The organism is Nitrobacter vulgaris (assembly GCF_031453995.1).
GTDB classification, from domain to species: domain Bacteria; phylum Pseudomonadota; class Alphaproteobacteria; order Rhizobiales; family Xanthobacteraceae; genus Nitrobacter; species Nitrobacter vulgaris.
This window is the reverse complement of the sequence record NZ_JAVDPZ010000018.1, coordinates 61,368-74,629: the sequence shown is the minus strand read 5'-3', so window position 1 is coordinate 74,629 and position 13,262 is coordinate 61,368. Positions and strand designations below refer to the sequence as shown.

General features: G+C 55.2%; 10 protein-coding genes and 1 pseudogene. 6 read left to right on the top strand and 5 right to left on the bottom strand.

The annotated features are described in order from the left end of the window. The 4 genes and pseudogenes from GGQ85_RS12410 to GGQ85_RS12395 form a co-directional block, all read right to left on the bottom strand. Positions 1 to 281: pseudogene (locus GGQ85_RS12410) on the bottom strand (tonB-system energizer ExbB); the annotation flags it as partial. A 412-nt stretch (positions 282 to 693) separates the two neighbouring features. Next, a complete protein-coding gene (locus GGQ85_RS12405; protein WP_309774762.1) occupies positions 694 to 1,335 on the bottom strand; it encodes a hypothetical protein in 642 nt (213 codons plus the stop codon). 25 nt (positions 1,336 to 1,360) lie between these two features. After that, positions 1,361 to 1,741, bottom strand: coding sequence for a hypothetical protein (locus tag GGQ85_RS12400; protein ID WP_139372918.1), 381 nt, complete (start codon positions 1,739 to 1,741; stop codon positions 1,361 to 1,363). A gap of 54 nt (positions 1,742 to 1,795) precedes the next feature. Next, positions 1,796 to 4,117 (bottom strand): TonB-dependent receptor, encoded by a 2,322-nt coding sequence (locus tag GGQ85_RS12395; protein ID WP_374708884.1) that lies wholly within the window; start codon positions 4,115 to 4,117, stop codon positions 1,796 to 1,798. 197 nt (positions 4,118 to 4,314) lie between these two features. On the opposite strand from GGQ85_RS12395, the gene GGQ85_RS12390 reads away from it, so the two are divergent. From GGQ85_RS12390 to GGQ85_RS12375, 4 genes are all read left to right on the top strand, one after another. Next, positions 4,315 to 4,980 (top strand): response regulator transcription factor, encoded by a 666-nt coding sequence (locus GGQ85_RS12390; protein ID WP_309774760.1) that lies wholly within the window; start codon positions 4,315 to 4,317, stop codon positions 4,978 to 4,980. Continuing rightward, positions 4,977 to 6,269, top strand: a complete 1,293-nt coding sequence (locus GGQ85_RS12385; protein ID WP_309774759.1) for an ATP-binding protein — start codon at positions 4,977 to 4,979, stop codon at positions 6,267 to 6,269. The genes GGQ85_RS12390 and GGQ85_RS12385 overlap by 4 nt, the downstream gene beginning before the upstream one ends. Positions 6,270 to 6,546: 277 nt before the next feature. After that, positions 6,547 to 7,587 carry a sulfite exporter TauE/SafE family protein gene (locus GGQ85_RS12380; RefSeq protein WP_309774758.1) on the top strand — a complete coding sequence of 347 codons (1,041 nt, stop codon included), beginning with the start codon at positions 6,547 to 6,549 and terminating at the stop codon, positions 7,585 to 7,587. Positions 7,588 to 9,400: 1,813 nt separating this feature from the next. Next, positions 9,401 to 10,336 (top strand): DUF2189 domain-containing protein, encoded by a 936-nt coding sequence (locus GGQ85_RS12375; RefSeq protein WP_079446031.1) that lies wholly within the window; start codon positions 9,401 to 9,403, stop codon positions 10,334 to 10,336. 134 nt (positions 10,337 to 10,470) lie between these two features. On the opposite strand, the gene GGQ85_RS12370 is transcribed toward GGQ85_RS12375, so the two are convergent. After that, positions 10,471 to 10,707: a hypothetical protein gene (locus GGQ85_RS12370; protein WP_139372846.1), complete on the bottom strand. Its 237-nt coding sequence runs from the start codon at positions 10,705 to 10,707 to the stop codon at positions 10,471 to 10,473. A gap of 460 nt (positions 10,708 to 11,167) precedes the next feature. Here GGQ85_RS12370 and GGQ85_RS12365 point away from each other — a divergent pair, with 460 nt between their 5' ends. Both GGQ85_RS12365 and GGQ85_RS12360 read left to right on the top strand, forming a co-directional pair. Further along, positions 11,168 to 11,512: a hypothetical protein gene (locus GGQ85_RS12365; RefSeq protein WP_139372845.1), complete on the top strand. Its 345-nt coding sequence runs from the start codon at positions 11,168 to 11,170 to the stop codon at positions 11,510 to 11,512. 52 nt (positions 11,513 to 11,564) lie between these two features. Continuing rightward, a complete protein-coding gene (locus GGQ85_RS12360) occupies positions 11,565 to 13,256 on the top strand; it encodes an efflux RND transporter periplasmic adaptor subunit (RefSeq protein WP_309774757.1) in 1,692 nt (563 codons plus the stop codon). Positions 13,257 to 13,262 lie beyond the last annotated feature (6 nt).

Below are 13,262 nucleotides of genomic sequence, written 5' to 3'. Positions count from 1 at the left end.
ATCGACCACGGAGACAGGTCGTGAGGTGACGCCTGCTCCAGCAGGTTGGCGCCGGCGTCACCGGCGGGGGACGGCGCGGCCTCGGTGGAAGACGGTCCCGATGCGCCGGAGGGCGACGAGGGCGCCTGAACCGTCGTTGCCGGTGCGGAAAATGCCGGCGTCGGCGCGGATGGCGCCGTCGGATGCGGCGCGCTGTTCTGCTGCGCAATCGCGGGGGAAGCCAGCGACAAGACAGTCAGCGTGACCGCAAGCGAAATCGTCCTCAGTGACGTTCTAAACATCACTGCGTTCACATCTCGGCTCAACAGAAAACAGGATCATAGATGCCGACCAATTTACCATTTCAGGGATCATCAGCCCAAAGCGTTCGACAAGGCTCTGTAGCGCCGTCCAGATCGAAAAACAGGCTGCGTGTACGGGCACTCCTACCATGCTCCGCTATCAGAAAAAAGACGATACACGAGGTAGAGCGCAAACCGACGGCTCGTCCCTTGGAAACCGTAGTTTCCTTCGACGACCACCTGCTGTCATACACTTCCCGGTACGATAGAAAGCGTTGTCGACAGATCGGAGCGGAAACGCGCAGGGCATTGTCGGCGCAAATGCAGAATAATGTCCGTCAAAGCGCCGTAGCGATACAGCGGCGAAAAAATCTGCGCCGATTTGAAATTACAATGGCCATGAGAGCTGCTATCAACACATAGGATTGGTCGCCACTCTATCGATACCATCATCCGCGACGAATTCCTTTACCAACGAACATCCCCGCTTTTCGAGCCACAGCTCGATCTCGATTGCGGTAACGATTCCGACACCGGGCTCCATGAGCAGTTCCTCACGGGTGTAGGAGGACGCGATCCTAATAAGGCGTTGGACTCGGTTGCCAACTGTTCGTCCGCTGAGATGAGCATGGCGACCGTTCAACAGCGCAATGACAGCCCGCCGGGAGAGATCGCGGCGCATGACTCCCGTACGTATTTTGGGGCCGAGCGCACGGACATCCGCCTCCGATATGTCGAGCTTGCGAGCAATTTCGGTCCGATCAAGTCCCATCGTCAACAGCACGGCGATTTCGTCACGTAGTTGATCCAGGACTTCGCTCCAGGAATATCGGCCGGGAGTAAACTTCCGATGCGATTCAGATTTCTGAGCGGCAGCTAGATGCAGATGCATAAGATTTGACCTTCCTATTCCATCTTCGGCCTGATCTTCGGATCTTACGGGCAAGCAATTTTCAAGAGTATGCGAACCGAGAGTGACGGTTTCAGCATCGACAGATTGAGATCGATCCACCCTCACGGATGACTTGGCTATCCAACCAAGAAAATCTCCCATTTAGGGTTACCTTCTTCTAGGTTGATCAATTGTCCCGACGTTGCTTTCGTGCGACATCAGCGGCAGACAACAGCGCCGAAGCTAGCTCTTCTGCCATTTTCGGAGGCACAGCGTATGGCGCTGCCAGAGCAGTAGAGCCATCGAGAATAACAAACACATACTCCTGACCAGGGACGTTCGAAGCCGACCAAGATTGCAGCCCTCGAAAGCTAAATACTAGTTTCTGTGGTCGTTGCCTGATCGACACTTCTTGTTTGACTCTTCCAAGCGATGCCATAAGCGCGTCCAAATGGTCGGCGGGCATAGATACCGTAATTTGCTCGCCCCACCTGCCGTCGAACGTCAAACTCAACGATGAGCCGTCTACGGTGACGTTATGGTTTCGAAGACCAAATATCTCGCTCATCGAACAACCACCATTTGAACAGCTGATGCTCGGCGCCACGACTGCTTCAAACGTTCAGAATCTCGCTGTGGCCTGCAGCCGGAACACACGCGGTGATCCGGGCATAAGGTTATTGTTACCATCTGCGGTCGAGAAGTATTTTTGATCGAACAAGTTCTCGATGTTCAGCTGAGCGCGCCACGTCGGGTTCAAAGTCAGGATGACTGCGGCATCAACACGCGTAAACTCCGGAAGGCGGACGGTGTTGTCGGACGAGGCAAAGAAGTTCGAATAATGGATCACGCCTATGCCTCCGGCCCACATGGGATCGAACTGATATTTGTTCCAGACGGAGAAGGTATTATAGGGAACGAGCCCTACGCGGTTTCCGGCAACAATCGTTGCCGAGAGATTGTTTGCAATCCGAGCATCCGTGTAGGAATACCCACCAGTGACTTGCCATGCATCCGTGATGTAACCGGCAAGGGACGCCTCAAAGCCTCGTGTCTTGGTCTGCCCGTTGAGGAGAAAGAACCCAATATTGACTGGATCCGCGATACGTTGGTTGGTCCGATCGAGATCATACACAGCGGCGGCAAACTGAAGCCGAGGCACGATATCGTACTTGACCCCAATCTCGGTGTTCACAAATTTTTCTGGCGGTGCGATCACCAATCCGGGACTGAGCGCGCTGAATTGGTCTCCAGCGCTCGGCAGGTACGACACACTATAGCTGCCGTAGATCGACAGATTGTCTATCGGTTTGTAAACGATGCCCGCACGCGGCGACACAAGATCGTCAACGCGGCCTAGCACCACGTTGGTCCGCCGATCTCGTGACGAGAGGTCGAAATGATCGAACCGCACGCCAGCGATCAATTGCAGATAGCGGGTGATTTCAATCTGATCCTGAAGGAAGGCTGCGCCAAGATTGAGGTTGTAGGTATTGTTTGCATCCGTAGCCCCGTTGTTTCTGAACGTCACGGGGACATAGGAAACAGGATTTCTTGGATCGACAGTGATCGTCGAATCCACGCCGTTGAAGAAGCCGCTTTGACGATAGTTCAGACCGCTCTGACGACCGAGCTCTCCTCCGAATAGGACCGTGTGACGCGTCAAACCGGCATCGAACTTGTAGGTTACGTCCGTTCGATTGAAGAGGTTGGATCGGTCCGTTTCGTTATTGTAAGATGAAAGATTGCTGGATGTACCAGCAAGGTTAACCGCGCCCGCATTGGCGCCGCCACCCGGAAAAACGTTCTGATAGAACTTGTTGTAATTCGCCGCTTGAGTAGCGTTACGGACCGCGAACCCGTTTTCGAAATCGTGCTCGATAATCGCCATACCAATATCAACGTCAGCGATTGCATAGCTCAGAAGAGGATTGCCGAAGAACGTCGATGACGACGTGTCGTATGGAAATCGCGGAAATGCGTTGCCGGGGCGGATCTGCGAAGGGACGCCACGATCAACGGTCCGATTATCGTGCAGGTGCTCATAGCTCAGCTTGACCGTCGTGGTATCGTTTGGTGCAAAAGTGACGGTTGGATTGACGGCCCAGCGATCGAGATGGACAAAATCTCGGTAGCTACTCGTGTTTTCATACATTGCATTGAAACGGGCCGCCCAATTCTCATTGATGGCCTGCCCGATGTCGGCCGTCATACGCGCGCCCGGATAGGAATTTCCCCAGACCGTGAACTCCCGAACCGACGTGCCATCGGCCTCCTTCAACACCCGGTTGACCACGCCGCCACCGCCGCCGCGTCCAAAAATCATAGCGTTGGGGCCCTTCAGAACCTCAAGCCGCTGGAGATTGTAGACATCGCGGAAATACTGCACGTCGTCCCGAATTCCATTTGTGAAGAAATCTGCATTGGTCCGCTGTCCACGGATTACGAGATCGTCTCGATGGCCTTCGCCTTGATGGTAGATCACGCCCGGCACGTAGCGCGTGGCCTCGCCGATCGACAGGATGGCTGTGTCCTTGATGAACTCCTTTGTCAGCACGGTGACGGACTGGGGGACGTTGATGAGAGGTGTGTTCGTCCGCGTCGCGGTGGTTATGCTCTGGGTGATGTAGCCCGACTGCCCTGTCTTTGCGTCCTGGCTGTTCACGCTCGGCATATGTTTAGGCGTGGGTGCTGAAGCAGCGACCTGACGGCTCGACCTTACAGTTCGCGGTGCAGCAGTTGACGCGCGACGACGCCGGGTCTGTGTCTGCGTTGGCGCATCAATCGTCACCTTCGGCAATGTCGTGTCGGACGATCGCGATTCTTGTGCAAACGTGGAGCTGCTGTTCGCCAACATTCCGGCGCCAAACGCGACCACGGCACTCGTTGAAAGAAGAAATGAGCGCCGACCAAAGCGCGCAACCCAGCAACCTACGTTAGTCATAAGACGTATTCCCCCGAATCCCGATAAATTCGCGCATGCTTCTGCAAGAGTAGAATTAGGTGAAGATTAGATCGGATTTAGAATGTCTCTAGGTCATGATCGAGACTATTGATCGAGCCCGAAAACCAGCTCTAAGCGAGTGGAAGTTCGCAAATAGCGATTGACTTTCGAGTCCACCCCACAAGCCAACGGTTACAATGCGCCTGCTATTGATCGAAGACGATGCGATGTTTGGCAAAGCGCTGGTCCGAGGCCTTGGGCGAAACGGCATGACTGTGGATTGGATCCGCGATGGGGCCGACGGGTTAGCTGCGCTCACGCGCGCAGAGCACGCGGCGGCGCTACTCGATATCGGGCTTCCGGAGATGTCGGGATTCGAAATCCTGAAGGCAATGCGAAGCAGCAGGAGAATGCCGCCCATCCTCATCATAACGGCGCGAGATCACGTAGAGGATATCGTGACAGGCCTCGATCTCGGCGCCTACGATTACCTCATAAAGCCGTTCGACCTTCGTACCCTGCTGGCCCGGATTCGAGCCGTGATTCGACGAACAAATGCTCGAACCAGCGCATTGATGACCAGCAAGGACATTGCCCTGAATCCATCCACTTACGTCGCGACCTTCCGAGACGTCGAAGCAACGCTGTCCGCCCGTGAGTTCTCGGTGTTGTATGCTCTGATGGAACATCCCGGAACCATTCTGTCCCGCTCGCAAATTGAAATGCGAATTTACGGCTGGGGCGAGGAAATCCAGAGCAACGCGGTCGATGTCGTCATACACGGCCTACGAAAGAAGTTCGGCAAGGACTTGATCCACAACATCCGTGGAGCAGGCTGGGTGGTTATCAAAGGCGAGTCATGAATTCGTTGCTGAGGACAATACTCGCTCCGATCACGGCATTGCTGGCAGCTTTCTGCTTGGCTGCCGCAGCCGCATCTTTCGGCTTGGTGACCTACGAAGCTAACAAGTTCCTCGATGCCCAGTTGCAGGAAATTGCGATCAATACCAGTAAAAAAACGCCAATGGACTTTGAAACGGAGGATGAAGACCGGCTCGTGGTTCGCGTCTGGGATCACTCTGGGGCCATTGTTTACCACGGCGGACCTTCAGTCGATATACCGTGGACGTCCCAACCCGGTCTTTCTGATGCTGTCGTAGACGGTCAACCCTGGCGTGTCTATCGATGGAGCACTGCTCACCACAACGCGCTGATTGCTCAAACCTGGAGTGCCCGCCGCGAGATTGCCGCGTTTGCTGCCAAGGGCGCTGCACTTCCTTTGCTGCTGGCGGTGCCGCTCGCATGGCTTCTGATCCGTTGGTCCATCGGACGAACCCTGCGCGAATTTCATCGCCTATCATCTGCAATCGGCAACCGAAGCCTCGAGGTGCGCGAATCCCTTCAGCCCACGGACATACCGACCGAGATCGTTCCGCTCATTGCAGCAATCAATCAACTTGTGGAGCGCTATCGTCAGGCATTGGAAACCCAGCGACGTTTCGTTGCCGACGCCGCTCACGAACTCCGGACGCCCCTTGCAGCGCTGCAAATACAGACCGACAATTTACTGGCATCTGACCTCAGTAAACAATCCAGAGAATTGGCAAACGAACTCGGTGATGGGGTACGACGATCGTCTCATTTGGCAAACCAGCTGCTGGAAATGGCCAGATCTGAAGGCAGTCCCGCAGTCTGCAATCGAACGATCGACCTTGCCGCTCTTATCACCTCAATCCTCACAGAGTTTGTCACCTCGGCACGCGCAAGTGGAATTCATCTCGAGAGAGACATCGCAGATCCCGCATCAGTTGATGCAGACGATACCGCGGTTCGAAAAATTCTGTCGATTCTTATCGACAATGCGATTTGCTATTCATCGCGGGACAGTGTGGTCACGGTGAAACTCTCTCTCACTGAAAATCAGCCCCGAATAGATGTAATGGACAGCGGACCCGGCATCCCGAATGATGTCATGCCTTTCATCTACGATCGTTTTTATCGAGGCGCGCCGCAGGAGATTGAAGGAAGCGGCCTTGGTTTGGCGATCGCCAAAGCGGCTGCGGATCGTAACAACATCCGGCTGTTCCATCAGAGGCGAACGGACGTTCAAGGCACAGTCGCCACAATGATTTTCAACCAGTGTTCTGCGTAGATGACCAGATGCTTCGGTGCGAGTCGGCGATCTCTACTTTTCTGCTTCCAGGTATGTCTCTGATGACGTTGTCCAGCACATCGGCATCGTCTGCGTTCACGCATCGCCCGGTTCAGCGCTCTCGCCACCATCGCTTGCAGCATCAGATCTGGGGCGCTTCAGATCTATACATTGCTGAGCTGGTGCCTCTCTTCGCAAGAATGCCTGATCGGCCTCAAATCATCTTACGACGGACACCCGAAGCTCACGATTTTCGTTTGGTAGAATGGATGACCCCATGATCTACTTTTTTCTTTTTGTTGCAGCGCTTACTGCGTTTTCTCTCAGTGCATTTTGTGGCGGTGGCGCCGGATTATTACTGATCCCAATCCTTGGCTATTCACTCCCGCTAAGCCAGGTGCCAGCAGCGCTTACCCTTGGAACAGCAACAAGCTCCTTTTCCCGAATCTGGATATTTTTTAGCGTCATCCGTTGGGATATCGCCAAGTTGTTCTTACCGACGGCTATGTTGGGAGTGATTTTAGGCGCGAAGATGTTGAGTTATCTTCAACCGATGTATCTAGAGTTGTGCATCAGCCTATTTCTAATCTCCAATCTACTTTGGCTCTTTAGAAAGCAGGAAACGAAACATACCGCATCCGCATCGCTCACTGTTCCACCATGGCAAATCAGACTGGTCGGCCTTTTGGCAGGTTTCATTTCTGGTCTGACAGGTGCGGTTGGTGTCCTGTTTAATCGGTTTTATTTTCGCTGCGGTTTAGACAACGATGAAATCATCGCGACCAGAGCCGCGAATGAAGTCTTGCTCCATTTGATCAAGCTCTATCTTTATGCGTCATTGGGTTTGTTTCATCTCAAAACCATAGAAATCGGCTTGCTCGTGGCGCTGGCCGCTGTTCTCTCCTCTGGCTTAATGAAATTCGTTTTGCCTAGTGTATCCAGAGGACTGTTCATGCGAGCTGGATATACCGCCATGGTACTTTCTGGCGTATTGATGCTGAACCGCGCGGTTGTCGATATTAAACTTGCAAATGATCCCGATCTAATAGTGACCATCAAGGCTGAAGAATTAAGCGCTCGATTAACTTGGAATACCTTGGTCTATCTTGCGGAGCTTAGGTACGACGAAGGCTTGGAAATCGAGAACGCTGTTCCGCTGTCATCTCTTTCGGTTGATCGACAACGCTACGTTCAATCTTTGCAAGACGGCGCCGAAAAAGTCAGTATTGAAAAGGTGTATGCTCTGAAAGGAATATCGTATGAAGCCTATTTTTTTGATCGCCAAAACCGTTTGATTAGCAAAATCAAATTCGACTGAGAACATCGGTCCAGGTGGCACAGAGAATTGAAGCGACCAAGATCACTGCGAACGCAATTTGAGAAAAACTCACCATCGATAATCTGCCCCTCGCTACCATGTTGCGAGTATCGCATCATGTTGAACTGGCGCATTCGAAACTGTCCATGGTGCGCGAGTTCGTCCGCTTTCACGGTGGTGGTAACGAGGACAACGAAGCCGCTGCAATTGAACAATTGGCCTCGCGACTCCGCGCTGCATGATTGAGCCGACGACTACTGTGTTGGCGCGGGCATTGTTGCAGGCGGCGCTGGAGGCGATGATGTAGTCGGACTGAATCCGCCGAACATATAAATGAGCGCTATAGCGAGAAAAATCGCTGCGGCGAAGCCCATCGCTCCGAGGCTTAGGGCTCTCCGATTTCGTAATCCTCGAAGCATTTCCGTCGCCCCCCAAAATAAGAAAATGACATGCGCCGCATTGCGACCCAACGTCCGGAGCGGTCTACTACTGCTTACCCCATGCTTACCCAAATGAAGAACAATTGAGCGAGCCGCAGTAGCAAGGTGTATCTAATTGATATCTTTGCGTAAATGGTGACGGGGCTAAACAGGGTAATTTCCTGCAAAAAACAGGAGACGTATAGCGACCATCGTGACTTACGCCTGCCTCGTAGCGCTTTCCGTGATTTGTCTGAAGGAGGATATCAGGGAATAAACAGGGAGGCTACGACCGCGTATTGGCAGAACGGCTTGCCGATCTTGTTCTCACAGATCCGTCCTATAACGTTCCTATCACCCGTCACGGTCGCCGCCCTGCGAGGTCATGTGTTCGTACTCGAGCGGCATATTCTCGGTCCGACGTGGCTCGCCTATGACGCACACAGCGGTCGCCATAGGACGCGCATTCATCCTAGGTCAATCGCCGGCTTCCAGATCGTCAATCCGCCACGGTTGAGGCTGGTACTGCAATGGTCCTTGTCGCATCATTCTCGCTATCGTCATCTGGTGCGGGTTCGGATTGGTGTGTCTGCTTCGTGGCACCAAAGCCGACATGTCGATCAAAACCGTTAAGGAGTGGATTTTGGTCGCGACCTGCGTTGATGTGCGGGCCGGGGCTGTCGGCGAAGAGGCAATGCCGAAGCAGCCGCAAGAACGGCTGGGGTGTCTGAGCGGCAAATCAAAGATGCACGGCGACGTCTCACGTCCTCTAGTAATTCACCCAATATCTCGACGCGCAGATAGCCAAATAAAATGCAGCTAAAAGGCCAAAAAGACCACTTGCAAACAAGAGGCCACTCTCAACCAATAGATCACGGAAAGCTGGCGCAGCGTCTTGTTCTATCGCCAGCGTGATCCGCTTGCGCCTTTTGAGAGCAAGTACAGCGAAGGTATATGAAAGGCCCGCTGTAATAGACACATACGCTATCTGTCCTATCACCTTGCGTCTCCTTCAATGTGGTCGGGTGCTGGTTGCAACCAGCCTAGCACATCGCACATCAGGTGGGCTATTTTGCTCGTCGCGAGCTTCGACAAAAACCCGCCGGCAAGGGAGACCCACCGGCGGGTCTTTGGTCGGAGATCCGCAGCCAATCCCGGATGGACCTGGCCGCGCACCCCATCCGCACAAATAATAACCGATGCATCCCGCAGCACAAACTCACTGAAGAGTGAGCAACTAACATCAGAAATCGGAGTTAGAGTTACCTTACAGGTCGCGGCAAGATCAGGTTGGTTGTGCTCTCGCGTCTGGTCTTGATCGTGATCGTTTCCGAAGGGGCGAACTCGCGCCTTCCGGCGGCCAGAGATCGACCCGCGAAAGGGAGACAACGAACATGGCCACTTATTATCCTCTCGAAGGCACGTCACCCCCACCCTCAGAAACTGCCGCCGTAGACGGACCCGTGATCCGCCATATCGGTTTCTCCGACCTTCTTGACGCCCTGCGGCTGGGCTGGGAAGACTTCAAGGCGGTTCCCAGCCACGCCATCGTCCTTTGCGTTATCTATCCCATAATCGGAATTCTGCTGTGGCGTATGGTGCTCGGCTACTCGGTCTTGCCGATGCTGGTTCCGATCGCCGCAGGCTTTGCCTTGATCGGGCCATTTGCGGCGCTAGGACTTTATGAACTGAGCTATCGGCGCGAACTCGGCCAAGAAGCCTCCGCCTGGCACGCGTTCGGCGTGCTACGAGCGCCGTCGTTTGGATCGATGCTTGGACTGGGCGCGCTGTTGTTTGCTATCTTTGTCGGCTGGGTGGTATCGGCGCACGCGATCTACGTGTCCACCTTCGGCAACACCCCGGCAGCGGCAATGCCCGATTTCTTCACGCAGGTCTTCGCCACGTCCGAGGGCTGGCGCATGATCATGATCGGTGTCGGCGTCGGGTTCCTGTTCGCGGCCGTCGCGCTGTGCATCAGCATTGTGTCGTTCCCGCTGATGCTTCATCAACACGCCGATATGAGCGATGCCATTCAGACGTCGATGCGCGTGGTCGCGAAGAATCCAATCGCGGCCGCGGAATGGGGTCTGATCGTTGCTGTCTTGCTGACGCTCGGGTCGATTCCCTTCTTCCTTGGCCTCACGATTGTGATGCCGTTGCTCGGTCATGCGACGTGGCACCTCTATCGCAAGGCGATCGAGAGCCCTTTGATGTCGTCATCGCACGAGCCCGAGCAAATTGAGAGAGAAAAGCGCTACGCGGCCGATTTCCCGTCCGTCTTGTTGCCCCCATACGGGCGCAAGCATCGGTTCTTCGATAGTTCGGATTGATGGAAAAAGGTTCGCTCTCGCAAGGCCGTCTCGATGGCAATCGAGGCGGCCGGCGCGCGCGGATCGCTCAACACAGACTCCAACCGATTATCGTCTTCAGATAGTCTTGGAAAACCCCGCTCCGGCGGGGTTTTCTATTCCGGCCGCAAATGCGCTTCGATCAACTCACGAGCTGTTTCGTAGACATGTTGCACAGCAGGATCGGCACCCTGTTGCATTTCAAGCAACATCAGGGCGTTTTCATAAATCTCAGTGGCATCTTGCTGAGTCAGGACGCCGCGATTGACCAGCGCTGGGATTAGCGCGGCAAGCAGCGATGACGAAACCAATTCGGACGCGGCAACAGATTCGAGCGGGTCTAGGTCAGGCACTTTTCGCCTCCAGGGTTGCGGCTCCGCTGATGCTTTGACGTGGGTTTTCTAAGTGGGGCTGTCAATTACCGAATTTGATGCATCCGTTAGCACGAGCTTACCGTTATCCACGCTGATCGAGCGGCGCTCTGCAAGCAACGTCAAATCATCGCTCGATAGCGCGGGCAGCTTGCGCCCCGCTCGGATGTCACGCAACTCATTCTCATAGTGTCAACGGTCATGCTGCAGCTAAATCGATGATCTCCGACGCCAAGCGCGACACACGTCAGCGTTCGCGGAACCGAACTGCGGTGTCGCTGCGATACGACACGAGCCCGTGGACGAAGATGGCACCTTGTTTGCCGCTCAATTCTCTCCTAGTTTGACCGCAATGAGCCACAAGCGGCACGTCCGATTACTCCCTCTCGCAAGAACACTCATGTTCCTGGCGGTGGGTGCGCTTTTGCTTCAGACTATGTTGATGTCGATTTCTCAGGCTTCGGCTGCCTCTGGCGTACTGCCTGAACCAGCCGTTGTCCTGAACGGTTCCATGCACTACCACGGCCACCTCGCAGGTCATGTGCATGTCCATCATGGTGACATCGCCGAGGGCCACGTTCACAGCCCAACCGATCACAACCATGATGGCGCCCTCCCGCCTTCGTTCTGCATGCTGTTCTGCGTATCCGTTACCATTCCGACTGCGCCCATTTTGGCTGATCCGTCTGGGTTTGTCGGCGTTGCCCAACTGCCTCCATCGGAGCGTGCGGACGGCATCGATCCGGGCGCTCTGATCCGCCCGCCAAGTACCCCCAGCATCGCGTAGTCCGGGCGGCCCTTTCGGCTGCTGCAAATTCGCGTGTCTGAAGGGGTTTTCAATGTTCCTGAATCAATGCTGCCCGCGTGGGCAGTTCGTAGGGCTTGGCGCCATTGGATTTGGCTGTCTGTTTGCCTTCGTGCTCAGTCTTTCTGTTTCGGCCGCCCATGAGGGGCACGATCATGGCGACGATCAAAAATCGGCAGCCGCCTCGTCTGTGTTTCCTCGGGTGACGGCGCAATCTGATCGCTACGAGGTCGTCGGCGTCCTGAAGAACGGCAAGTTTTCGATATTCGTCGATGATGCTGTGTCCAACCAACCGGTCACGGATGTCACCGTGCAGGTCACGATCGGTGACACGGAAGCCATCGAAGCCGAGCACGGCCCGAACGGCTATACAATTCCCTCTCCTGATCTGGTCCGTTCCGGATCGACGGAGGTGATCTTCTCGATCAATGGTGGAAAGGGTGACGACCTGCTCGTCGATTCCTTTACCCCCTCCCAGCCGATCGAATCGAACATGCGGCGCAATTCGACACGGTTTTCTCCGATAGGGACCGCGGAAGCCCTTGTTTTCGCGGGAATCATCCTCGGGCTGCTGTTCGGTTATCTGAGACGTCGAGGACGGCGCAACGCGTCTTACATCGCCGGGCTGACATCTGGAGCTTGCGTGCTTCTGGCAGCCGCCGCATCCGCCGGATTGCAGAACGCAGGAATGTCGGCCAGCACGCCACAGCTGCAAGCTCAAAGCGATGCCCCACGACGGCTGCCGGACGGCACCGCATTTGCTGCCAAACCGACGCAGCGCCTACTGGATATCCGCACGGCTACCGCCGAGCCCGGAACTGCACGACCAGCGTTTAACTTGATTGGCCGCATTATCGGCGATCCAAACCGCAGTAGCATTGTCCAAAGCATTTACGGCGGCCGCATCGTCCCCAACGACGGAACGTTGCCGCGTATCGGGCAGAAAGTCACCAAGGGAGAAACGCTTCTCCGGATCGAACCTTATCTGCCCGTGGCAGACCGCACGACGATTTCCGAGAAGATGGGGGAAATCGAGCAACTCATCGCGGTCGCCGAAACCAAGATCAAACGTCTGCGGCCATTGGTTGAACGCGGTGCGGCGCCGATGGGTCAGCTCAACGACCTTGAGAGTGAACTGGCAGGATTGCGGGCCCGACGCGAGACCATACGCAACTCTCGCGGTGACTATGAGCTTTTGCGGGCATCGACCGATGGCGTCATCACAGCGGCCAAGGCCGTGCCTGGTCAGGTCGTTCAGGCGCAAGACATTCTGTTCGAAATCGCCGATCCTCAAGGACTCTGGGTCGAAGCATTGGCCTACGACGAGCTTGATCCCGCGGGTCCTGTCCAAGCGACGGCATCAGATTCGGACGGCACCTCGTTTCTTTTGTCCTATCTCGGAACCAGCCGCGCCCTGAGACAGCACGCGACCGTGGTTCATTTCTCCATTCCGGAACCTCTTTCGGGCCTTCGCATCGGCCAACCCGTTACCGTTCTCGTCCAGGGCGGCAGGGCGAAGCAGGGTTTGATCTTTCCACGCGATGCCGTGGTGAAGAGTAACAACGGCGAGAGCGTCGTCTGGGTGCATGTCGCCCCTGAACGTTTCGAGCCGAGACCCGTCCGGATAGAGCCGCTCGATGCCAAAAACATAATCGTCACAGCCGGCCTTAATGCCTCCGATCGGGTCGTCGTGCGCGGCGCGGACCTCATCAACCAGATCCGCTAGGAGCCA

What these genes read in the sequence shown, in the direction of transcription:
- GGQ85_RS12405 (WP_309774762.1), bottom strand. Translation starts at nt 1,335, where the DNA reads ATGGGAGATTTTCTTGGTTGGATAGCCAAGTCATCCGTGAGGGTGGAT.
- GGQ85_RS12400 (WP_139372918.1), bottom strand. Translation starts at nt 1,741, where the DNA reads ATGAGCGAGATATTTGGTCTTCGAAACCATAACGTCACCGTAGACGGC.
- GGQ85_RS12395 (WP_374708884.1), bottom strand. Translation starts at nt 4,117, where the DNA reads ATGACTAACGTAGGTTGCTGGGTTGCGCGCTTTGGTCGGCGCTCATTT.
- GGQ85_RS12390 (WP_309774760.1), top strand. Translation starts at nt 4,315, where the DNA reads ATGCGCCTGCTATTGATCGAAGACGATGCGATGTTTGGCAAAGCGCTG.
- GGQ85_RS12385 (WP_309774759.1), top strand. Translation starts at nt 4,977, where the DNA reads ATGAATTCGTTGCTGAGGACAATACTCGCTCCGATCACGGCATTGCTG.
- GGQ85_RS12380 (WP_309774758.1), top strand. Translation starts at nt 6,547, where the DNA reads ATGATCTACTTTTTTCTTTTTGTTGCAGCGCTTACTGCGTTTTCTCTC.
- GGQ85_RS12375 (WP_079446031.1), top strand. Translation starts at nt 9,401, where the DNA reads ATGGCCACTTATTATCCTCTCGAAGGCACGTCACCCCCACCCTCAGAA.
- GGQ85_RS12365 (WP_139372845.1), top strand. Translation starts at nt 11,168, where the DNA reads ATGTCGATTTCTCAGGCTTCGGCTGCCTCTGGCGTACTGCCTGAACCA.
- GGQ85_RS12360 (WP_309774757.1), top strand. Translation starts at nt 11,565, where the DNA reads ATGTTCCTGAATCAATGCTGCCCGCGTGGGCAGTTCGTAGGGCTTGGC.